Source organism: Serratia sp. KG1D (genome assembly GCF_037150675.1).
In the GTDB taxonomy this organism is placed as follows: domain Bacteria; phylum Pseudomonadota; class Gammaproteobacteria; order Enterobacterales; family Enterobacteriaceae; genus Serratia; species Serratia nematodiphila.
Window position 1 is genome coordinate 1,871,924 of sequence record NZ_JBAGIH010000001.1, and the last position, 22,280, is coordinate 1,894,203.

Annotated in this window: 20 protein-coding genes; 8 read left to right on the top strand and 12 right to left on the bottom strand. The window is 59.9% G+C overall.

Going from position 1 to position 22,280, the window contains the following annotated elements:
- Positions 1 to 161: 161 nt before the first annotated feature.
- The gene (locus WFM45_RS09105; RefSeq protein ID WP_060559725.1) at positions 162 to 2,096 is read left to right on the top strand and encodes an exoribonuclease II; all 1,935 of its coding nucleotides are present in this window, start codon (positions 162 to 164) and stop codon (positions 2,094 to 2,096) included.
- 74 nt (positions 2,097 to 2,170) lie between these two features.
- Here WFM45_RS09105 and WFM45_RS09110 read toward each other — a convergent pair whose 3' ends face one another.
- Together WFM45_RS09110 and WFM45_RS09115 are read right to left on the bottom strand one after the other, a co-directional pair.
- The gene (locus WFM45_RS09110; RefSeq protein ID WP_373365532.1) at positions 2,171 to 3,460 is read right to left on the bottom strand and encodes an MFS transporter; all 1,290 of its coding nucleotides are present in this window, start codon (positions 3,458 to 3,460) and stop codon (positions 2,171 to 2,173) included.
- A gap of 51 nt (positions 3,461 to 3,511) precedes the next feature.
- On the bottom strand, positions 3,512 to 4,675 hold the full coding sequence (locus WFM45_RS09115; RefSeq protein WP_082996740.1) for a M20 aminoacylase family protein: 1,164 nt from the start codon (positions 4,673 to 4,675) through the stop codon (positions 3,512 to 3,514).
- A gap of 385 nt (positions 4,676 to 5,060) precedes the next feature.
- Here WFM45_RS09115 and WFM45_RS09120 point away from each other — a divergent pair, with 385 nt between their 5' ends.
- A complete protein-coding gene (locus tag WFM45_RS09120) occupies positions 5,061 to 7,127 on the top strand; it encodes a carbon starvation CstA family protein (protein WP_085336628.1) in 2,067 nt (688 codons plus the stop codon).
- A 48-nt stretch (positions 7,128 to 7,175) separates the two neighbouring features.
- Here WFM45_RS09120 and fsa read toward each other — a convergent pair whose 3' ends face one another.
- Positions 7,176 to 7,841 carry a fructose-6-phosphate aldolase gene (gene fsa / locus WFM45_RS09125; RefSeq protein WP_015378028.1) on the bottom strand — a complete coding sequence of 222 codons (666 nt, stop codon included), beginning with the start codon at positions 7,839 to 7,841 and terminating at the stop codon, positions 7,176 to 7,178.
- Positions 7,842 to 7,990: 149 nt separating this feature from the next.
- On the opposite strand from fsa, the gene WFM45_RS09130 reads away from it, so the two are divergent.
- The 4 genes from WFM45_RS09130 (at position 7,991) to osmB (ending at position 12,614) form a co-directional block, all read left to right on the top strand.
- Positions 7,991 to 8,890 carry a glycyl-radical enzyme activating protein gene (locus WFM45_RS09130; RefSeq protein WP_015378029.1) on the top strand — a complete coding sequence of 300 codons (900 nt, stop codon included), beginning with the start codon at positions 7,991 to 7,993 and terminating at the stop codon, positions 8,888 to 8,890.
- Positions 8,891 to 8,894: 4 nt separating this feature from the next.
- Positions 8,895 to 11,327: a formate C-acetyltransferase/glycerol dehydratase family glycyl radical enzyme gene (locus WFM45_RS09135; protein WP_336955263.1), complete on the top strand. Its 2,433-nt coding sequence runs from the start codon at positions 8,895 to 8,897 to the stop codon at positions 11,325 to 11,327.
- Between the two features lie 50 nt (positions 11,328 to 11,377).
- Positions 11,378 to 12,124 carry a DeoR/GlpR family DNA-binding transcription regulator gene (locus WFM45_RS09140; RefSeq protein ID WP_004930631.1) on the top strand — a complete coding sequence of 249 codons (747 nt, stop codon included), beginning with the start codon at positions 11,378 to 11,380 and terminating at the stop codon, positions 12,122 to 12,124.
- A gap of 271 nt (positions 12,125 to 12,395) precedes the next feature.
- Positions 12,396 to 12,614 (top strand): osmotically-inducible lipoprotein OsmB, encoded by a 219-nt coding sequence (gene osmB, locus WFM45_RS09145; RefSeq protein WP_004930634.1) that lies wholly within the window; start codon positions 12,396 to 12,398, stop codon positions 12,612 to 12,614.
- 188 nt (positions 12,615 to 12,802) lie between these two features.
- Here the strand turns inward: osmB and yciH are convergent, their stop codons facing one another.
- Positions 12,803 to 13,129 (bottom strand): stress response translation initiation inhibitor YciH, encoded by a 327-nt coding sequence (gene yciH / locus WFM45_RS09150; RefSeq protein WP_033632911.1) that lies wholly within the window; start codon positions 13,127 to 13,129, stop codon positions 12,803 to 12,805.
- A gap of 10 nt (positions 13,130 to 13,139) precedes the next feature.
- Complete coding sequence (gene pyrF, locus WFM45_RS09155) at positions 13,140 to 13,868, bottom strand: orotidine-5'-phosphate decarboxylase (protein ID WP_004930640.1); 729 nt, start codon at positions 13,866 to 13,868, stop codon at positions 13,140 to 13,142.
- A gap of 329 nt (positions 13,869 to 14,197) precedes the next feature.
- Here pyrF and bhsA point away from each other — a divergent pair, with 329 nt between their 5' ends.
- Both bhsA and WFM45_RS09165 read left to right on the top strand, forming a co-directional pair.
- Positions 14,198 to 14,458: a multiple stress resistance protein BhsA gene (gene bhsA / locus WFM45_RS09160; protein ID WP_015378032.1), complete on the top strand. Its 261-nt coding sequence runs from the start codon at positions 14,198 to 14,200 to the stop codon at positions 14,456 to 14,458.
- A 172-nt stretch (positions 14,459 to 14,630) separates the two neighbouring features.
- Positions 14,631 to 14,930, top strand: a complete 300-nt coding sequence (locus WFM45_RS09165) for an Arc family DNA-binding protein (protein WP_033632910.1) — start codon at positions 14,631 to 14,633, stop codon at positions 14,928 to 14,930.
- A gap of 61 nt (positions 14,931 to 14,991) precedes the next feature.
- On the opposite strand, the gene lapB is transcribed toward WFM45_RS09165, so the two are convergent.
- The 7 genes from lapB to WFM45_RS09200 form a co-directional block, all read right to left on the bottom strand.
- On the bottom strand, positions 14,992 to 16,164 hold the full coding sequence (gene lapB / locus WFM45_RS09170; protein ID WP_015378034.1) for a lipopolysaccharide assembly protein LapB: 1,173 nt from the start codon (positions 16,162 to 16,164) through the stop codon (positions 14,992 to 14,994).
- Positions 16,165 to 16,170: 6 nt separating this feature from the next.
- A complete protein-coding gene (locus WFM45_RS09175; RefSeq protein ID WP_004930650.1) occupies positions 16,171 to 16,473 on the bottom strand; it encodes a LapA family protein in 303 nt (100 codons plus the stop codon).
- 292 nt (positions 16,474 to 16,765) lie between these two features.
- A complete protein-coding gene (locus WFM45_RS09180; RefSeq protein WP_004930652.1) occupies positions 16,766 to 17,563 on the bottom strand; it encodes an SDR family oxidoreductase in 798 nt (265 codons plus the stop codon).
- Positions 17,560 to 19,083 (bottom strand): FGGY family carbohydrate kinase, encoded by a 1,524-nt coding sequence (locus WFM45_RS09185; RefSeq protein ID WP_336955271.1) that lies wholly within the window; start codon positions 19,081 to 19,083, stop codon positions 17,560 to 17,562. The genes WFM45_RS09180 and WFM45_RS09185 overlap by 4 nt, the downstream gene beginning before the upstream one ends.
- Complete coding sequence (locus WFM45_RS09190) at positions 19,076 to 20,140, bottom strand: ABC transporter permease (RefSeq protein ID WP_004930657.1); 1,065 nt, start codon at positions 20,138 to 20,140, stop codon at positions 19,076 to 19,078. Before WFM45_RS09190 ends, WFM45_RS09185 begins: the two co-directional genes overlap by 8 nt.
- A 10-nt stretch (positions 20,141 to 20,150) precedes the next feature.
- Positions 20,151 to 21,650 (bottom strand): sugar ABC transporter ATP-binding protein, encoded by a 1,500-nt coding sequence (locus WFM45_RS09195; RefSeq protein WP_033632907.1) that lies wholly within the window; start codon positions 21,648 to 21,650, stop codon positions 20,151 to 20,153.
- A 9-nt stretch (positions 21,651 to 21,659) separates the two neighbouring features.
- Positions 21,660 to 22,277 carry a DUF2291 family protein gene (locus WFM45_RS09200; RefSeq protein WP_099982301.1) on the bottom strand — a complete coding sequence of 206 codons (618 nt, stop codon included), beginning with the start codon at positions 22,275 to 22,277 and terminating at the stop codon, positions 21,660 to 21,662.
- Positions 22,278 to 22,280 lie beyond the last annotated feature (3 nt).

Here is a 22,280-nt window from a genome sequence, read left to right on the forward strand (position 1 = left end):
TCGCGCCGGGGTTTTTCATCTATCGCACTTCGATTGACCATTCTTGCGCAAAATCGCGCGGCAACGCGGGGTTCCGTGACGTTAGGCTTGCTCGCAGCGGGTGATTCGCGTAAAACTGTCAGCCGCAAATCTTGCCACTCACAACCCATTCACTGGACGATATGTTTCAAGATAACCCGCTGCTGGCGCAGCTTAAACAGCAACTTCACTCTCAGACCCCGCGCGTTGAAGGCGTCGTGAAAGGGACTGAGAAAGGCTTTGGCTTTCTTGAAGTAGACGGTCAAAAAAGTTACTTCATTCCACCGCCGTACATGAAGAAAGTCATGCACGGGGATCGCATTATCGCCACCCTGCACACCGAGAAAGAGCGCGAAATCGCCGAGCCGGAAACCCTGGTCGAGCCGTTCCTGTCGCGCTTTGTCGGCCGCGTGCAAAAGCGCGACGATCGTCTGTCCATCGTGCCCGATCATCCGTTGCTGAAAGAGGCGATTCCGTGCCGCCCGGTGCGTGAATTGACCCACAACTTCCAGGCTGGCGACTGGGCGGTGGCAGAAATGCGCCGCCATCCGCTGAAAGGTGATCGCGGCTTCAACGCCGATCTGACCCAGTTTATCACCAACGGTGAAGACCATTTCGCCCCGTGGTGGGTGACGCTGGCGCGTCACAACCTGGAAAAAGAGGCGCCGGAGATGCAGGCCCTCAGCGAGCCGAACGCGGCGCTGGTGCGTGAAGATCTGACCGCGCTCGAATTCGTCACCATCGACAGCGCCAGCACCGAGGACATGGACGATGCGCTGTACGTGACCGACAACGCTGACGGTTCGCTGCAGTTGACCATCGCCATCGCCGATCCGACCGCCTACGTCGAGCAAGGCAGCAAGCTGGACGATATCGCCCGCGTGCGCGCCTTCACCAACTACCTGCCGGGCTTCAACATCCCGATGCTGCCGCGCGATCTGTCGGACAACCTGTGCTCGCTGCGCCCTAACGAGCGCCGCCAGGTGCTGGCCTGCCGCGTAACCATCGCCGCCGACGGCGCGCTGGGCGACGATATTCAGTTCTTCGCCGCCGAGATCGAATCCAAAGCCAAACTGGTGTACGACGAAGTTTCCGACTGGCTGGAAGGCATTGCCGGCTGGCAGCCGCCGAGCGACGCCATCGCGCAACAGATCACCCTGCTGAAACGCGTTTGCGACGCGCGTAACGCCTGGCGCCACCAGCATGCGCTGGTATTCAAAGATCGCCCGGACTACCGCTTCGTGCTGGGTGAAAAAGGCGACGTGCTGGAGATCGTCACCGAGCAGCGCCGCAGCGCCAACCGCATCGTTGAAGAGTGCATGATCGCCGCCAACGTCTGCGCCGCCATCGTGCTGCGCGATCGCCTGGGCTTCGGCGTGTACAACGTGCACACCGGTTTCGATCCCGCGCTGGTTGAACAAGCGGTCACCGTATTGCAGGCTAACGGCGTGGAAGCCGAAGCCGAAAAACTGCTGACCCTTGAGGGCTTCTGCGAACTGCGCCGCCATCTGGATGCGCAGCCGACTCAGTTCCTTGACAGTCGTATCCGTCGCTTCCAAACCTTCGCGGAGATCAGCACCACGCCGGGGCCGCACTTCGGTCTGGGGCTGGAGGCTTACGCCACCTGGACATCGCCGATCCGTAAATACGGCGACATGGTCAACCATCGCCTGCTGAAGGCAATCATCAACCAGCAATCGGCCGAAAAACCGCAGGATGACGTAACGGTGCAGCTGGCGGAACGCCGCCGCCTGAACCGCATGGCGGAACGCGACGTCGGCGACTGGCTGTACGCCCGCTTCCTGCAGGACAAGGCCGGTACCGATACCCGCTTCAACGCCGAGATTATCGACGTGACACGCGGCGGCCTGCGTGTGCGCCTGCTGGACAACGGCGCGGTTGCCTTCATCCCGGCGCCGTTCATTCATGCGGTGCGTGACGAGATGCAATGCAGCCAGGAAACCGGCACCGTGCAGATCAAAGGTGAAGTGGTTTACCGCCAGAGCGACACCTTGCAGGTCACCATCGCTGAAGTGCGCATGGAAACCCGCAGCGTAATCGCCCGCCCTGCGGCCTGAACGCCAACCTGAAGCGGCCGCAACGCAAAACGCCGACGGTGAGAACCGCCGGCGTTTTTATCGCCCCGCGTCTGCTAGCGCAGCGGATCGCCGCCGGTTTCACGCAACAGCGGCAGCGCGGCCAGCGAGATCAGCGTCGCCAACATCAGATAGCCGGCGGGCGCCAGCAGCGAACCGCTGAGCGCGATCGACTGTGAAGCGATGTATTGGGCAAAGCCGCCGAAAATTGCGACGCCAAGGCTATAAACCAACGCAAACCCCAACGCGCGAACCCGCTGCGGAAACAGCTCGGAAATCACCAACAGCGTGGGAACAGACCCCAACGTCGTTAGCCCAACCATCAGCGTAACCACGCTCAGCAACACCGCCGGATGCGGCGCCACCGTCAGCAGCCAGAAAACTGGCAACGCCAGCAGCAAAATGGCGATCCGCGCCCAGCGGATCAGCGGCAGACGGCCATAGCGATCGCACCAGCCCCCTACCAGCAAACTGCCGCCGAAAGTGATGATCCCGGCCAGCAGCATCGCGGCATAACCGTAAGTCTGCGCCATGCCCAGATACTTCACCGCAAAGGTACCGAGATAATACATAGAAATGTACGTGGCAACCGTGGCGCCGATGGTCAACATCACGCCGAGCACCACCGCACGCGAGTGCCGGCGCAGCTGCACAGGCGGCTCCTGAGTGCGCGGCATCGGCGGACGGTCGCTTTCCAGCCCGAGGCGCAGCCAGCAACCGAGCGGAGCAAGCGCCACGCCGATAAAGAAAGGAATGCGCCAGCCCCATTCAGCCATCGCGTTCGGTTCGCCCGAAAGCAGCGGCAGCGCGGCGCTCAACCCCAGCGCTGTCACACCGCCAATCACGCTGGCGATGCCCTGCGTCGCCAGTGACCAGCTGGAATAGAAGCCGCGCCGATTGGGCGGCGCCGACTCCACCAGCAACGACATCGACGCCCCCACCTCTCCGCCCGCCGCCACCCCCTGGATAAGGCGCGCCACCACCAGCGTGATGGTTCCCCAATAGCCGGCGCTGGCGTAGGTCGGCGCAAAGCCGATCATCGCCGTACCCAGGCTCATCAGTGAAATCGTCAGGATCATCGCCGGTTTGCGGCCGCGGCGATCGGCATAGGCGCCGATCAAAATACCGCCCAGAGGCCGCATAATAAAACTGACGCCGAACGTGGCGAACGCCAGCAGCAACGCCAGATTAGGATCGCTCGACGGCGGAAAGAACAGCACACTGATATAAATGACGAAGAAGTTATAAATGCCGAAGTCGAAAAATTCCAGCGCATTACCGAAGGAGGCGGCAAATATCACTTTCTTGCCGCCCGTCTTCGACGGCGCGTTTATTTCTGATTGCATCACCGCCGTATTTTCACTCATTATTATCTTCCCTGTTATTATTTTTCTGACTTATTTTAAATACGCTTCCGCCAGCGCGCCCCAATAATGGCTGCCCGCCGCCAGGCATTCATCGTTAAAGTCGTATCCCGGGTTATGCACCATACAGCTTCCTTCACCGTCGCCATTGCCGATAAGCAGATAGCAGCCTCGCGGCTGCGCCTCAAGCATGAAGGTGAAATCTTCGCTGCCCATCAGCGGCTTAGCGCCGTAGTGCGCGCGCGCGGCGCCAAACTGCTGCTGCGCCACCTGATGCGCGAAGCGCGTCATAGCCTCATCGTTAACCAATACCGGAGCGCCGTTGATGTGGTTCACGATTGCCGTGGCGCCGAAGCTTTGCGCCTGCGCCTGAATCAGCGCAGGAATGCGCGTTAACAGCGTTGTTCGCCATTCGCGCCCCAGCGATCGCACGCTGAGCTTCATTTCCGCACTATCAGGGATCACATTGGCCGCCTCACCGGCTTTAATGCTGCCGACGGTGATCACCGCCGCTTCAAGCGGATTGGTATTGCGCGATACGATGCTCTGCAGCGCAATGACAATGTGCGAAGCCACCAGCACCGGATCGACGGTCAAATGCGGCATGGCGCCGTGGCCGCCACGCCCCTGTATCGTGACCACAATCTGATCCGAAGAAGCCATAAAGGGACCGTGCTGGAAAAAGAACTCGCCGGCGGGCAACCCAGGCATATTATGCATGGCGAAAATGGCGTCGCAGGGGAAGCGTTCGAACAGCCCCTGTTCCACCATGCGCGCACCGCCATCCAGCGTCTCTTCCGCCGGCTGGAAAATCACATGCAATGTGCCGTTGAAATTGCGCGTTTGCGCCAGGTAACGCGCAGCGCCAAGCAACATGGTGGTATGCCCGTCGTGGCCGCAGCCATGCATGCGGTTGGCTACGCTGCTGCTCCAGGGTTTGCCGTTGTTTTCCTCTAGCGGCAAGGCGTCCATATCGGCGCGCAGCCCGAGGCTTTTCACGCCGTCACCCACCCGCAACGTCCCCACCACACCAGTGCCCGCCAATCCGCGGTGCACCTCATACCCCCACGAACTCAAATAGTCCGCCACCAAATCGCTGGTACGAAACTCCTCGAAGCCAAGCTCCGGGTGCTGGTGAATATCATGACGAATCGCCGTGAGCTGCGGTAAATACCCTTCAATAACTTTATTTATCATAATTAAATCCCTTTTCTTTCCCTATTATTTATTTAATGAATGAATAAACATGCGGATGAAAATAAAGGTATAACACGATGCGCGCCATTTTATTTCGGCACACCTCTACAGATGAAATAATAAGCCGACAAACGCCGCACCCAGATAAAAAACGGCGATGATTCGCTGCATGCGCAGTAAAAGTGCAGAATGAAAATCTGTTCGGAAATGCGTGGGCGGCAGCCTGCGCCAACGGCGTTTCATCGCCTTGTTTTTACACCAAAACCCCACCTGCTTCACATTTCTCATCCGACCTGCCGCGGTTCAGCGGCAAAACTTCTACTGTTAAAACGTCATTCCTAATAACAACGTCAATTTCTACCTCTGTACGCCAAGGAGTTGTTTCATGAAAAACATCAGGTCCGGACTTATCTGGCTGCTGGTGGCGTTGGTCGGCGCTTTCGCCTTCGCCATGCTGGCGCTCAGCCGCGGCGAACACGTCAACGCCGTCTGGCTGGTGGTCGCCGCCGTCGCCTGCTACAGCATCGCCTACCGCTTCTACAGCCGGTTCATCGCCGACAAGGTCTTTGAACTGGATGACCGCCGTCTAACCCCGGCCGAACGCCATAATGACGGCCTGGACTACGTGCCCACCAACAAATGGGTGCTGTTCGGCCACCACTTCGCCGCCATCGCCGGCGCCGGGCCGCTGGTGGGGCCGATCCTGGCCGCACAAATGGGATTCCTGCCGGGGACCATCTGGATCCTGGTCGGCGTCATGCTGGCCGGCGCGGTGCAGGACTTCCTGGTGTTGTTCATCTCCACCCGCCGCGACGGGCGTTCACTGGGGGAAATGGCTAAACAGGAACTGGGGGCGTTCGCCGGGGTGATTACCATGCTCGGCGCGCTGGGGGTGATGATCATCATCCTGTCGGCGCTGGCGCTGGTGGTGGTGAAGGCGCTGGCCGACAGCCCGTGGGGGCTGTTCACCATCGCCGCCACCATCCCGATCGCGCTGTTCATGGGCGTCTACATGCGTTTTATTCGTCCAGGTAAGATCGCTGAAATCTCGGTAATCGGCTTCGTGCTGATGCTGCTGGCGATCGTTTACGGCGGCAACGTGGCGCAAGATCCCTACTGGGGGCCGTTCTTCACGCTGCATGGCACCACCCTGACCTGGGTGCTGGTGATCTATGGCTTCGTCGCCTCGGTGCTGCCGGTGTGGCTACTGCTGGCGCCGCGCGACTACCTTTCGACCTTTATGAAGATCGGCGTCATCATCGGTCTGGCCATCGGCATCGTCTTCGCCATGCCGGAGATGAAAATGCCGGCGGTTTCGCGCTTTATCGACGGCAGCGGCCCGGTGTTCGCCGGCGCCCTGTTCCCATTCCTGTTCATCACCATCGCCTGCGGCGCCATTTCCGGCTTCCACGCGCTGGTTTCCAGCGGCACCACGCCCAAACTGGTGGAGCGCGAAAGCCACATTCGCTTTATCGGTTACGGCGCCATGCTGATGGAGTCTTTCGTCGCCATCATGGCGCTGATCTGCGCCTCGGTGCTGGATCCGGGCGTTTACTTCGCCATGAACTCGCCGGCGGCGCTGATCGGCACCACGGTGGAAAATGCTTCGCAGGTGATTAACAGCTGGGGCTTTATCGTCACACCGGAAACGCTGGCGCTGATCGCCAAAGAGGTAGGTGAGAACTCCATTCTGTCGCGCGCCGGCGGCGCCCCGACCTTCGCCGTGGGTATGGCGCACATCATCAGCGAGGTGTTCAACAGCCGGGCGATGATGGCGTTCTGGTATCACTTCGCCATTCTGTTCGAAGCGCTGTTCATCCTGACCGCCGTCGACGCCGGTACCCGCGCCTGCCGCTTTATGGTGCAGGATCTGGTGGGCGTGGCGGTGCCGCAGCTGGCCAACAACCGCTCCTGGTTCGGAAACCTGGCGGGCACCACGGTGGCGGTGGCCGGCTGGGGCTTCTTCGTGTATCAGGGGGTGGTCGATCCGCTCGGCGGCATCAATACCCTGTGGCCACTGTTCGGCATCGGCAACCAGATGCTGGCGTCGATGGCGCTGATCCTCGGCACCGTGGTGCTGTTCAAGATGAAAAAGCAGCGCTACGCCTGGGTCACCATTCTGCCGACCGCCTGGCTGTTCGTGACCTCCATGACCGCCGGCTGGCAGAAGATCTTCCATGAGAAACCGAGCATCGGTTTCCTGGCGCAGGCGAAGAAATTCTCTACCGGCATCGAGCAAGGCACGATCATTGCGCCGGCCAAGTCGCTGAAGGACATGGAGACCATCGTGTTCAGCAACCAGATCAACGCCGCGCTGTGCGGGTTCTTTATGCTGGTGGCGGTGACCATGCTGATCGCCGCCTTCTTCGCGATCCGCCGGGCGCTGCGTTCCGAACAACCGACGGCGCACGAGGTCAGCGCCGCGCTTAGGGAAGAGGCCAGCCGCAGCTAAACGAACCGAGCATCAAGCAAGGGCGCCGCGGCGCCCTTTTTACTGGCTTTAGCCTAACAGCGTCGAGCCGAACGCCCCCTGCCAATCCTGTTCGAATTTCTCGACCGCGGCCTGCACCGCCGGCGCGTTCAGGAACTGCTCCGCGACGTCCACCGGTAGCGTGATGGCCTGACAGCCCGCGAGCAAGCACTCCAGCGCCTGGCGCGGCGTTTTGAAGCTGGCGGCCAGCACCTGCGCCGACGGCGCATGCAGGCTCAACAGCTGCTGCAGCTCGTGCACCATTTCGATGCCGTCGCCGCCCTGCGCGTCCACGCGGTTGACATAAGGCGCCACATATTCCGCCCCGGCCAATGCCGCCAACAGCCCTTGCCCGGCGCCGTACACTGCGGTGCCCAGCGTCGGAATGGACATCGTTTTAAGCTTCTTGATCGCCGCCAACCCTTCGGCGGTCGCCGGGATCTTCACTACCAGCCCCGGTACCCGCTGGCTGAGCAGCGCCGCCTCCGCCACCATACGTTCCGCATCGGCCGCCATCACCTGCGCAAACAGCTTGCCGGTGCCGCCGAGGGCGTCGCGCAGCGCGGGCAGCACTTCCCAGATCGGCTTGCCTTCCTTCGCCACGATGCTCGGGTTGGTGGTGACGCCGTGCAGCGGCAGAATGCGCGCCAGGCGTTTTACCGCGGTCACATCGGCGGTATCGAGATAAAGCTCCATCACGGACTCCTGTGTCATGTTCTGTGGGCGGATTCAAACTCTGATCATCATAGGGCAAAAAAACCGCCAACCTTTGATCAAAATCAATTCGACTTTCATTCGAAACACCTTTAATGGCGAAAGATTCAGCAACGCCAAACGGGTGACTCATGTTCTTTAATCTGCAGCGCTACTCGACCCATGACGGCCCCGGCATCCGCAGCGTGGTCTTTTTAAAAGGCTGCCCGCTGAGCTGCCGCTGGTGTCAGAACCCGGAAAGCCGTTCGCGCCACGCAGACCTGCTGTTTGACGAGCGCCTGTGCCTGAGCGGCTGCACGCTGTGCGCCGCGCGCTGCCCACAAGGCCTGCAACGTGACGAGGAGGCATTGACGCTGCGGCGTGAAGTCATCAGCGCAGACGACTACGCAGCCCTGGCCGCCACCTGCCCGACCGGCGCGCTCAGCCTGTGCGGCAGCTCGGTCAACCCCGACGATATCATGGCCGAGGTGATGCGGGATAAGCCTTTCTACCTGCGCAGCGGCGGCGGTTTAACGCTGTCCGGCGGCGAGCCCTTTATGCAGCCGGAGATCGCGGCGGAACTGCTGCGGCGCGGCCGCGAGGCCGGCATCCACACCGCCGTCGAGTCCTGTCTGCACGTGCCGTGGCGTTACATCGCGCCTTCATTGCCGTGGCTGGATCTGCTGCTGGCCGATCTCAAACACACCGACGAAGCGCGCTTCAGAGCCTGGACCGGCGGCTCCGCCCGCCGGGTGATGAACAATTTCCGCCGGCTGGCGGCGCACGGCGTGCCAATGACCGTGCGCGTGCCGCTGATCCCCGATTTCAACGCCGATCGCCGCTCTGTCCGCGCGATCGTCGACTTCACCGCCGACGAGATCGGCGTGTCGGAGATCCACTTTCTGCCGTACCACACGCTGGGCATCAACAAGTACCACCTGCTCGGCGAGCCCTACCGTGCCGCCCGCACGCCGCTGGACGCGCCCGCTCTGCTGGCCTTCGCCGAAGACTATGCCGGCGCCAAAGGCCTGACCGCCATTTTGCGAGGATAACGCCATGACCACGTTGGATTTGACCACCCTCAGCGCCCGCATTCAGGCGCACAAGAACGCGCTGATTCACATCGTCAAACCGCCGGTGTGCACCGAACGCGCGCAGCACTATACCGAAGCCTATCAACAGCATCAGGACAGGCCGCTGCCGGTGCGCCGCGCGCTGGCGCTGGCCAACCACCTGGCGAAACGCAGCATCTGGATCGCCAACGACGAGTTGATCGTCGGCAACCAGGCCAGCGAACTGCGCGCCGCGCCGATCTTCCCGGAATACACCGTCGGCTGGATAGAAAACGAAATAGACCAGTTGGCCGACCGGCCGGGCGCCGGTTTTTCGGTCAGCGAAGAGAACAAGGCGATTTTGCATCGTCTGTGCCCCTGGTGGCGCGGCCAAACGGTGCAGGATCGCTGCTACGGCATGTTCACCGACGAGCAAAAGGCACTGCTGGCCACCGGCATCATCAAGGCCGAGGGCAACATGACCTCCGGCGATGCTCACCTGGCGGTCAACTTCCCGCTGTTGCTGGAGCTAGGTCTCGACGGCCTGCGTGAAAAAGTGAACGCGCGCCGCAGCCGCCTGCGCCTGACCGAGTGGGAAGATCTGCACAAAGCGCAGTTTCTCAACGCTATCGACATCGTGCTGGCGGCGCTGAGCGAACACATCCTGCGCTTCGCCCGCCTGGCGCGCGACATGGCGCAAAACGAACCGCGCACTGGCCGGCGCACCGAGCTGCTGGCCATCGCGGATAACTGTGAACAGATCGCCCATCGCCCGCCGCACACCTTCTGGCAGGCGCTGCAGCTGTGCTATTTCATCCAGCTGACGTTGCAGATCGAATCCAACGGCCATTCGGTTTCCTTCGGCCGCCTCGATCAATACCTCTATCCCTGGTATCGGCGTGACGTGGAGCTGGAGCAAAAGCTGGCGCGGGAAGACGCCATCGAGCTGTTGCACAGCTGCTGGCTGAAGCTGCTGGAGGTCAACAAGATCCGCTCCGGCTCGCATTCCAAGGCTTCCGCCGGCAGCCCGCTGTACCAGAACGTCACCATCGGCGGACAGAAGCTGATCGACGGCCGGCCGTGCGACGCGGTCAATCCGCTGTCCTACGCCATTCTCGAGTCCTGCGGCCGCCTGCGTTCCACCCAGCCCAACCTCAGCGTGCGTTACCACGCCGGGATGAGCGCCGATTTCCTCGACGCATGCGTACAGGTGATCCGCTGCGGCTTCGGCATGCCGGCATTCAATAATGACGAAATCGTCATTCCCGAGTTCATCAAGTTGGGGGTCGAACCGCAAGACGCTTACGACTACGCCGCCATCGGCTGTATCGAGACCGCCGTCGGCGGAAAATGGGGCTATCGCTGCACCGGCATGAGCTTCATCAACTTCGCCCGCGTGCTGTTGGCGGCGCTGGAACAGGGCCGCGACGCGACCTCCGGGCAGATCTTCCTGCCGCAGGAACAGGCGCTATCCAAAGGAAACTTCGCCGATTTCGAGCAGGTCTTAGCCGCCTGGGATCGGCAAATCCGCTACTACACGCGCAAGTCGATCGAGATCGAATGCGTGGTGGACAGCGTGCTGGAAGAGAATGCCCACGATATCCTCTGTTCCGCGCTGGTGGATGACTGCATCGAACGCGGTAAAAGCATCAAGCAAGGCGGCGCCAAATACGATTGGGTTTCCGGCCTGCAGGTCGGCATCGCCAACCTGGGCAACAGCCTCGCGGCGGTGCGCAAACTGGTGTTTGACCAGGGGGCGATCGGCCAGCAGCAGTTGGCGACGGCGCTGGCCGAAGACTTCGCCGGGCTGGATGGCGAGCAGCTGCGCCAGCGGCTGCTCAACGCCGCGCCCAAATACGGCAACGACGTGGACGAGGTCGATCGGCTGCTGGTGCGCGCCTACCAAACCTATATCGAAGAACTGAAGCAGTATCGCAACACCCGCTTCGGCCGCGGGCCGATCGGCGGCGGTTACTACGCCGGCACGTCGTCGATCTCGGCCAACGTGCCCTTCGGCGCCGCCACTCTGGCCACGCCCGATGGGCGTAAGGCGCACACGCCACTGGCGGAAGGCGCCAGTCCGGCGTCCGGTACCGATCACCTGGGGCCGACGGCGGTGTTCAATTCGCTCGCCAAGTTGCCGACCGAGGCGATCCTCGGCGGCGTGCTGCTCAACCAAAAGCTGAACCCAGCGACGCTGGACAACCCGCGCGATCGGGAAAAGCTGATGCTGATGTTGCGCACCTTCTTCGAGAGCTACCGCGGCTGGCATGTGCAGTACAACATCGTGTCGCGCGAAACGCTGCTGGCGGCGAAGCAACACCCTGACCAATATCGTGATTTAGTGGTTCGCGTAGCTGGCTATTCCGCCTTCTTTACCGCATTATCCCCTGAGGCGCAGGATGATATTATTGCGCGCACAGAACATACTCTTTAAACCTTTGACTCTTAGCGGCCGCGCCTTGGCGGCCGCATCATCAGGCCGATATGAATTTACGACAACAGACCATATTGCAGTTGGTTAACGATCGCCGGCGGATCAGCGTCAATGAGCTGGCGCGCGCCTCGGGCGTCTCGGAAGTCACCATCCGGCAGGATCTCAACCTGCTGGAAAAGCGCAGTTATCTGAAGCGGGTGCACGGTTCCGCCGTGGCGTTGGAGAGCGACGACGTCGACGCCCGCATGATGTCCAATTTCACCCTCAAGCAGCGGCTGGCGCAATACGCCGCCGCGCAGGTCAACGACGGCGAGACGATCTTTATCGAGAGCGGCAGCGCCAACGCCCTGCTGGCGCGCTACATTGCCGAACGCAAGCGCATTACGCTGATCACCGTCAGCCACTACATCGCCAACCTGCTGAAAGAAACCGACTGCGACGTGATTGTGCTGGGCGGCATGTACCAGAAGAAAAGCGAGACCGTGGTCGGCCCGCTGACGCGGCTGTGCATTCAGCAGGTGCATTTCAATAAGGCGTTTATCGGCATTGACGGCTTTCAGGCCGAAACCGGCTTTACCGGCCGCGACATGATGCGCGCCGATGTGGTCAGCGCGGTACTGGCCAAGGGCGTGGAGAATATCGTGCTGACGGACTCCAGCAAATTCGGCCAGATCCAGCCCAATCCGCTGGCGCAGCCGGGGCAGATCAGCCGGGTGATCACCGATTCGCGTTTGGCGCTGGAGTATCAGCATCAGCTGAAACGCCAGGGCGTACAGGTGGAATTGGTCAACGAATAACGCAGATCTCCGCCGCACCGCGCGGGCCACGCCGCGCGTCTTTCCCCTTGCACCGCAGGATTTTAAGACTATTTACCTGTTTATCCTTCCCGAGAAACCTATACTCAGTTTCGGCGACTTTTGGGCCGTAACCTGCTAATTATTCGGCCGTTAACAAAAAATGCCATTTTTTATATCGATACCGCATGGGAATCAACAGCAGGCCTGATTTATGGTTAACGCCTATACTTATAGGGCACTTCCATATAGCCAATGCTAAGGAGAAGTCATTATGATGATTATCAATAAACGTTTCGCCACCGCCGCTCTGGCTCTGACTCTGGCGTTTTCACTGAGCGCCTGTTCCAACATGTCCAAACGCGATCGCAACACCGCTATCGGCGCCGGCGCCGGTGCAGTCGGCGGCGCAGTGCTGACCAACGGCAGCGCGTTGGGCACGCTGGGTGGGGCTGCGGTGGGCGGCATTATCGGTCACCAGGTAGGTAAATAACCTGACCGAGAGCCCTACGCTGACAGGCGGGCAAAAGCGCCTTGGCGCTTTGACGTATTAACCAATAACGATGATTTCAGGTCTGTTTTACGTTAAGTCTATAGTTCTTTCGCCGTTAACGGGTTAACCCCCGGCAGCAACAACCTCTAGCCATGCCGCAGCATTGCACCGCGGCATGGCGATTCACCTCAACCGCCCGCCAGTTTGACCTTCATGCCTTTGGCTTCCAGCAACTGTTTGAGCAGCTCGCGTTTATCGCCCTGGATCTCGATGACTCCCTCTTTCACCGAGCCGCCGCAGCCGCATTTCTTTTTCAGCTCGGCCGCCAGTTTGTCGAGCGCGGCATCATCCAGATCGACGCCGGTAATCAGGCACACGCCCTTCCCCTTGCGGCCGCTGGTCTGGCGCTGGATGCGCACGATGCCATCGCCCTTGGCGCGTTGCGGTTTAACCTCTTCCTGCCTGATGCGGCCGGTGTCCGTGGAATACACCAGACGGCTGTTATCGTCATTCATCATCGCTTCCTCAGGCCAAAGAGGCGCGGATCGCGCGCAGCGTCGCGGCCGGATCGGCAGATTGGGTGATCGGACGCCCAATCACCATATAGTCCACGCCGGCGGCCTGCGCCTGCACCGGCGTCATGATACGGCGCTGATCGCCCGCCGCGCTGCCTTCAGGGCGGATCCCCGGCGTAACCAGTTGGAAAGCCTGCCCGCAGGCCGCCTTAAGCCGCTGCGCTTCGTGTGCCGAACACACCACGCCGTCCAGCCCGCAGTCGCGGGTCAGGCGCGCCAGGCGCTCGGCGTGCTCCGCCGGGCTGGCCTCGATGCCGATGCCGCGCAGGTCTTCCGCTTCCATGCTGGTCAGCACGGTTACGGCGATCAACAGCGGCGCATCCGTCCCGAATGACGCCAGCGCTTCTTTAGCGGCAGTCATCATGCGCGCGCCGCCGCTGGCGTGGACGTTAACCATCCAAACGCCCAGTTCGGCCGCCGCCGCTACCGCATGCGCAGTGGTATTGGGAATATCGTGGAATTTCAGGTCGAGAAACACGTCGAAACCGCGCCCATGCAGATCGCGCACCAGCTGCGGCCCAAACAGCGTGAACATTTCTTTGCCCACTTTCAGCCGGCAGTCTTGCGGATCGATACGGTCGGCGAACGCCAGCGCAGCGTTCTTATCGGCGTAATCTAACGCCACAACGATTGGAGATGATTTTAAGTCATTGTTATTAGCGTTATTTTCAGACTTCATTTCTTCTACCTTTTGTAAAATGGAGATAATCAGGGACTCACCCGCGAAACTGACCGCCGCATTCTACATGTCGGGGGCCCGAAATCCCAGCCGCAGCGCGCACCTACGCTCTGTCATGTTACCTCCCGCCTTTGTCATGGCGCGTCAATGAACGCCCGTCAGCAATAAACCACGCAGCGTAAAACGCCGTAAAGATGCGTAAATTGTTAATCAGATATTTTGAATGACTTGCTCAGCATTATCAGATTTTCAATCGGCACGGATGCTTTATTATTCACCACATCGGAAGCGAACGGCTTCCTTCCTAAATAAACAGACTGGAGTCACCCATGAAAACCATCAAATATTTTGCAGCCGCAGCCGCTATCGCACTGACCTCTTTCGCCACCTTCGCCGCTGAACCGATCAGCAGCCAGCAGGCCGATAACCTGACCGCCACCGGCATCGTTTCCGCAGGCCACGCGACCACCCTCAGCAGCCTGGAGAAAAAGCTGGCCGCTAAAGCGGATGCCCAGGGCGCCAGCAGCTACCGCATCATCTCCGCCGGCGGTAACAACATGCTGAGCGGCACCGCGATCATCTACAAATAATGTTTCCGGTACAGGGCCCGCATGCTCGGGCCCTGCCTCTGTTTCCCGCCTAAAAAACCCGCATTTGTCCCGCCTCCGTTTGTTACATAAATATTAAATTTTTATTACACACTAGACACCCGATCGCCAGTGGCTTAGCTTGAAGGCATCTTCCTGCAGAAAGGCTTTCAAAATGAGCGAGATATCGACACTTACCATTAAAATTCCTCTGGAACTGAAGGAAAAAATCCGCGCCGCCGCCGCTGAAAACGAATTTTCGTTGAGCGTGGAAGTGTGCCAGCGCCTGGAAAACAGTTTCAGCGCGCCCGCCGCCAAGGCTGAAAAACCCACCAAGAAAGCGGATGAGCTGCACCACGGCGAAATCGACAATCAAAGCACCGAAGAAGAGATTGAACAGCCGCTGAGCCAGAAAGAGCTGAAGAAACTGCGTCAGCTGTTGAAAACCGGCGCCAAAGGCGGCAAGAAAAAGTAAGTGATGAACATAAAAAAACGGGGCGATTTATCGCCCCGTTTTGTTTTGTCGCGCCGCCGCATTATTGCCCGTCCAGACCGCGGATCGGTTTGACCGATGACCAGGCGCGGCACGACGGGCAATGCCAATAGAGCGAGTGCGCGGTGAAGCCACATTTGTGGCAGCGGTATCGCGGCTTGGTGCGAATTTGCTCGCCGACCATATCGCGCAACAGCAGCAGACTCTCTTTCGCCCGGCCGTCTTCAGCATCTGCCAGGTGATAATCCATCAGCCGATAAAACACCCGCATGGTGGGATGACGCTGCAGCTGACGGTTGATATAGACCTGCACCACGTCGCGCCCTTCGTGCTGCTCGATGATCTCGGCCAGCATCAGATCGGCGGTGGCGCCGGTGTTCTCTTCCACGCAGCGCTTAAGAAAATCGGCCCAGTTGTGCTGTTGTTCCGGCAGATGCGTGTAGCATTCCTGCAGCATCGGCAGCGTTTCGCTGACCAACTCTTTATCCTGGCTCAGTACGCGTTGCAGCGACTCTGCCGCTTTGGCGTAGTCGTTTTGCGCCATGTAGATGCGCCCGAACATGATGGACACGCGCGCACATTGTTTATCTGCGGCGTCCGCCCGCTTGAGCAGGCTCATTGCCCGATCGAGATCGTCGCTGCCCATTGCCTGCAGCGCCAACTCACAGTAAAAGTGCGCGATCTCGACGCGTTGCTTCTCTTTGCCCAGCTTGACCAGCTTTTCCGCCACGTCGATCGCTTTCTGCCAGTCGCTGGTCGCCTGATGGATCACCAGCAGCTGCTGCAGCGCCGAGACGCGAAAATCCGCTTCGTCAGTCAACTGGCTGAACATGTCTTCCGCGCGGTCGTACAGCCCGGCCGCCATATAGTCGCGGCCCAGCTGCTGCACCGCCAGCAGGCGCTGTTCGAAGGTCAGGGAGGCGCTTTCCATCAAGGCCTGATGGATGCGGATGGCGCGGTCTACTTCACCGCGCGAACGGAACAGGTTACCCAGCGTCAGGTGGGCTTCAACGGTGTTGCTGTCCTCTTTCAACATGTCGAGGAACAGATCGACCGCCTTGTCCTGCTGGTTGGAGAGCAGAAAGTTCACCCCTGCCACGTATTCGCGCGACAGGCGGTTGGCTTCTTGCTGTTTATCCTGCTGAGCGCTTCTGCGCCCCATGTACCAACCGTACGCGGCAGCCACGGGCAGCAACAGAAACAGCAGTTCTAACATAGAGGATTATTCCTTGCTGACAACAGGCTGAGCCGCCGGTTCAGCGGGCTGCTCAAGCTGCAGCTCCAGCCTTTTGATCTTGCGCTCGGCGCGACCCAGCGCAATACGCGTGCGCAGGTAGAACAGGCCGCAAATGATCCAGCCGAGAACGAAACCGGCGCCAAACAGCGTGGCCAACAGGGTCGATACGCGATAGTCGCCCTGCGCAACCAGATAGTTAAAATTGACCACCTGATCGTTATGCGCACCCAAGGTGACGGAAATCACGAAGATCACCAGAACCAACAAAAAAATCAGCAAATATTTCACATTCTTTCCCGCGATGCCGAGTGAATCGGATGAACGATGCCAAAATGTGGCGTCCCTAACCCTTAAGTTAGCATTTCCCGCTGCGGCAGGGAAACCCTGCCGCACGATAAAACCACATATCTGCTGGCATATTCGGCAGTAAACGGTCTTAGCGAACAAATTGATGAGAAAGCTTCTCAAAACGTCGAATTTATAAGGATATGGGGGCAACCGGGCGAATTGCAATGGCGGGAAAATGTAAGCGGTTAATGCGGCACCGATCCGATGCCGCCTATTTTGTGACGTGGTCACGTCAGGACATGATTAACCCACCATCCACATTGATGGTTTGGCCGGTGATATAGTCGGCATCGTCTGAGGCAAGGAAGGTCACCAGACCCGCCACATCTTCGGGTTGACCGGCACGCTTGAGCGGAATGCCCGCCACCCACTCGGCCATCAACTCCCCTTTGCCGTAAGTTTTTTCCGGGCCGCTGAGAATTTCTCCCCAAACGCGGTCGTTATATTCCCACATCTCGCTTTCAATGATGCCGGGGCAGAATGCATTGACGGTGATGCCATGTGGCGCCAGCTCAAGCGCTAAACTCTGCGTAATGCCGATCACCCCCATTTTGCTGGCGGCGTAATGCGGTGTGTAAATGAACCCGTTACGTCCTTGGCCAGAAGACGTGTTGATCAACCGCCCACGGCGTTGGCCGACCATATATTTGGCCGCCTCCCGGCAGCAGAGCCAGACCGCCGTGGTATTTACCGCCAACACTTTCTCAAAATCGCTTTTGGGCATCTGGTCAAAACGATCGATAGTGATCACCCCGGCGTTCTGAATGGAAACGTCGATCGCGCCAAATCGCTCCCAGACCTGACGATAAAAATCAACCACCTGTGTTTCATCGGTGACGTCGAGGATAACCGACAGCACCTCCGCCCGATAACGCTGGCGCAGCGTTTCCGCCGTGGTCAGGATGCGATCCGCATTCGACGCGATCGCCAAATTGGCGCCCAAACTGGCGAAACGTTCGGCGATACCGGCCCCAATGCCGCGGCATGCGCCGGTAATCACCACGGTTTTCCCCGTGAAGTCACGATTCATGATTGTTCTCCTGTCATCAATGAGGCCGTCTGCGGCCGCCACAAGGTGCGCTGTACCGCCTGCCGCCACGCGCTGTAGTTTTCCTGCAACTGCCGGTGGCGCTGCATATCGGGTTTAAACTCATCATGTTGAGGCAACAGTGCCGCCAGTTGCCGATCGGTAGCTCCCCACAGGCTGCGCATCGCCATCAAAGCCGCCCCCAGGGCCGACAGTTCCGCCGTGTTGCTGCGCCACACCGGGCAACCCAGCAGATCGGCCTGAAACTGCATCAGCCAGTCATTGCGGCTGGGGCCGCCGTCAGCCATCAGCCCCTGCAGCGCAAAACCCGGTTGTTGCCGCAGTACGCCGATCACATCGGCGATTTGATAAGCCACCGATTCAAAAGCGGCCCGCACCAAATGTTCTCGCCGCGTGCCGCGGCTGAGCCCGCAAATCACGCCGCGCGCCTGCTCATCCCACCAGGGTGCGCCGACACCGGTCAGCGCCGGTACAAAATAGACGCCACCGCTGTCGGGCACGCGAACGGGCAGTTCACTCAACGGCGCTTCACCCTCCGACGGCATGGCGGCGATATCCAGCATCCAGGCAATAGCGTCGCCGGTGTGGGGAATATTGCCCTCCAGTGCGTACTGCATGCGTCCACCGTCATGCCAGGCGATGGTCGTTGCCAGAGCGCTCGTGTCGCATTGCGCTTTGACGATTGGCGCCATTACCGATGAGCCGGTGCCATAGGTGGCTTTAACCTGCCCAGCCTGACCCAGCGCATGACCATAAAGCGCCGCATGTGAATCCCCCACCATCGCAGCAATTGGAATGCCGTCGGCAATGCCTTCCAATCCCAGCGTCACGCCGAACAGATGGCTGGAAGGATGGATCGTCGGCAGCGCCTGACGGGGAATATTGAACAGCGCCAGCATCTGCTCGTCCCACTCCCCGGATGCGAGATTCAGCAGTTGAGTTCGGGCGGCATTGGAAACATCACAGCCGAATGCCTGCCCCCCGCTCAACTGCCACAGCAGCCAGGCATCGATGGTGCCCAGGCACAGCTCGCCGTTCTCCGCCAACCGTTGTCCCTCTTCGCAGTGATCGAGCAACCAGCGCATTTTCGACGCCGAGAACAACGGTGAAAGCGGCAAGCCGGTAGCGCGGCGCACCGCTTCCTCCTGCCGATCGAGCCGCAGCCGTTCGCAGAAATCGGCGGAACGCGCGCATTGCCAAGTTAAGGCTGGCCCGATAGGCTGGCCGTTGGAACGCCGCCAGCCGATGGCGGTTTCACGCTGGTTGCTGATGGCGATACCGGCAATGCGGGATGCTCCGGCCAACGCAATAGCCTCCCGCAATACCGCCAGAGAGGCCGCCAGCAAGGCCTCGCCCCGTTGCTCCACCCAACCGGGCTGCGGCGTCTGCAGCGTCAGTGGCCTGCTGGCTTTGGCGACGATCGTACCCCGCGCATCCACCACCACGGCCTTGGCGTTGCTGGTGCCCTCGTCCAACGCGACAATGCAATCCGCTTTAACCATGGCTCACCTCAGCCAGCGGCTGCACCGCTTTTTTTTCCAGGCGCTGCATCAGAATGACCTTGCTCTGCAAACGCTGCTGAAACTGGTCAATCACCACGGCGGTGACGATCACCAGCCCTTTAATCACCATTTGCCAGAACTCGCTGACGCCCAACATCACCAAGCCGTCCGCCAGAAAAACGATCACAAAGGCGCCGATGATCGAACCGAATACCCTGCCGCGGCCACCGCTGAGCGCCGTACCGCCCAGCACCGTCGCGCCGATGGCGTCCATCTCGAACATATTGCCGGTCATCGGGTGCGCAGTTTGCAATTGAGAAGCGATGACCAGCCCCACCAGCGCCGCACACAGCCCGGAAAACGCATAGACGAACATTTTTACGCTGGCAATCGGCACCCCCGACAGCCGCGCCGCCGGCTCATTGCCGCCAATCGCATAGATATAACGACCCAGCGGCGTTTTCTTGGTGAGATAGATCCCTAACAACACGATGGCCAACATCAGCCAAATCGGGTTGTAAATCCCCAGAAAGGTGCCGGATCCCAGGGCCGCGAAACCGGTGTTGCCCAGCGCTTCCAGGCCCACCAGATTGGGATAGGTTTTGCCGTCCGCCGTCAGCAATGCCGCCCCACGCGCCACGTACATTGCACCCAGGGTGCAAATGAACGGCGCAACGCCGAGCCGTGTAATCAGCGTGCCGTTGATCAAACCCAACAGCACGCCCAACAACGCCACCGCGCCGATCACTTCAAAGACGTTGAGAAACAGCCGATTGCCATCCCACAGCGGGATACCGACGGTCAACAGCGCACCGGCAACCATCCCGCACAACCCCGCCACCGCGCCGACCGACAAGTCGATGCCGCCGGTAAGGATCACCAGCGTCATGCCAACCGCCAGCAGCCCGGTGATCGCTACGTGCTGCGTCATGATCAGCAAATTGGAGACGGTCAGAAAATTCGGCACCATGCTGCTGAAGAACAGCACCACCAGCAACAGGGCGATAAAGGTACGCGCCTGCAGCAAATACATATACAACCGATACTTGGTTTGCATTGCCTTATCCTTATGCGTGAGGGGTGGAGGCGCGGATCAGCGTTTCGCGATCGGCCCGCTCGCGTGGCAGATCGGCCGTCAACTGCCCGTCCGCCATCACCATCACCCGGTCGGCCAGTGAGACCACCTCATCCAGCTCCGACGAAGAGAACATCACCGCCAACCCCTGACGCGCCATCGCGCCAATCAGGTGGTAAACGTCCGTTTTGGCACCGACGTCGATTCCGCGCGTCGGCTCATCGAGAAACACCACCTGCGGCCCGGTCAGAAGCGCCTTGCCCAACACCACTTTCTGCTGATTGCCGCCGCTCAGGCTGGTGATTGGCAGCTCCCGGTCACTCACCTTGATCGCCAGTTTTTCGATCATGCCATCGACCAACGCGCACTCCCCGGCCGACGCCAACGGCCGTAGCGCATTACGCCCCAGGCTGGCCAGGGTCATGTTGGCCTTAATCGACATCATCTGCACCAGCCCCTCCGCTTGCCTGTCTTCCGGCACCAGCGCCATGCCCAACGCCATGCGTTGACGAAACCCCAACCGTTCCACGCTTTTGCCATTGAGCAAAATGCGGCCTGCAGTCTGGCGCATCACGCCGTTGAGCACTTTGAACAGTTCGGTACGGCCGGCACCCAACAGGCCATAAATGCCGATCACTTCCCCTTTGCGCAGTGAAAAACTGACGTCGTTAAGGCAATAGCCGCCGTTTTCACGCGGCAGCGTCAGCTGTTCGACCTTCAGCACTTCATCCCCTTGCTCTGCCGCGCAATAATCAAAGTGCTTGCTCTTTTCCCCCACCATCTTTTCGATGATCCACGGAATGCTGACGTTACTGACCGGCTCGGCGGCGACAAAACGCCCGTCGCGAAACACCGTGATGCGATCGCCAATCTCCATCAGCTCTTCCAGTCGGTGAGAAATGTAGATGAGGGTGACACCGCGTTTCTTCAGATCGGCGATCACCCGAAACAGCGTGCGCACTTCAGCCTGACTCAGCGCCGACGTCGGCTCATCCATGATCAGCACTCGGGTGTCCTTCGCCAGGGCACGGGCAATTTCAACCAGTTGCTGATGGCCGATACCGAGGCTGCCCAATGGCGTATGTGGGTCGATATCCAATTCCAGCCGCTGCAGCAAGGATTTGGCCAGCTGATACTGATAGTCCACATTGATACGGCCACGCTGGAAGAACTCATTGGCCATAAAAATGTTGTCCATGACCGACATGTTGGGGAACAGGTTCAGCTCCTGAAAAATAATGCTGATCCCGAGCCGCTCCGCCTGCTGCGTGGAGGTTAACGTCACCGCTTGCCCCTCCAGCTCGATGGTGCCGGAGGACGGGGTTTCCACCCCCGCCAGCAGCTTCATCATGGTCGACTTGCCGGCGCCGTTTTCGCCGATCAGCACGTTGACCTGATTGCGAAACACTTGATAACTCACGCTATCCAACGCGGTGACGCCCGGATAGAGACGCGAAACGTTGCGCGTTTGAATAATGATCGGATCGCTCATCACGCCCCCTTAAGGTTGAATGCGCACCGGCGTGATCAACAGCGGCTCGGCAGGCGCCTGCCAGCTGCTGAATACGCCATACACGGTAATGTGGTCACCCACCTTGGGTTGGAAGCCGGTCAGTTCGTCGATCGAAGCCTGGTTAATTGCCCTGGCAAAATCGCCGAACAGCGCCTGGTCATTGAAATCGCTGTAACTCAGGCCGCGATAGCTGTCGCGCAACGCCGTGCCGCGATAAACCGGCCCGATCTGCACCTCTACGCTGCTGAGCGGCGCATCGGTCAGTTTGAGCGTTACTTTTCCGCTGCGTGAACGGGTGTTGACCGCCGCAATTTCACCGCTGACCTTAACGTTGAAATAACAAGGAAACTCCGGTTGAGCGCGGTACCCCAGCTGGCCGCAGACGCTGTCAAAATCCTTGGCCTGGGCGATCCGGGCGATCAGCTCGCCCAGCGGCTGCGCCGTTTTGACCACTTGCGGGGCGATTTGGCTGCGGTAAATCTCCGCCGCCTGCGCCACATGGGGATTCACCGGGGAGCGAAGCTCCGCCAGCTTTTTCTCCGAGACGATACGACAACCGCTCAACGCCACGACGACGATGACGGTCAACGCAATGCGCATCGACATAAC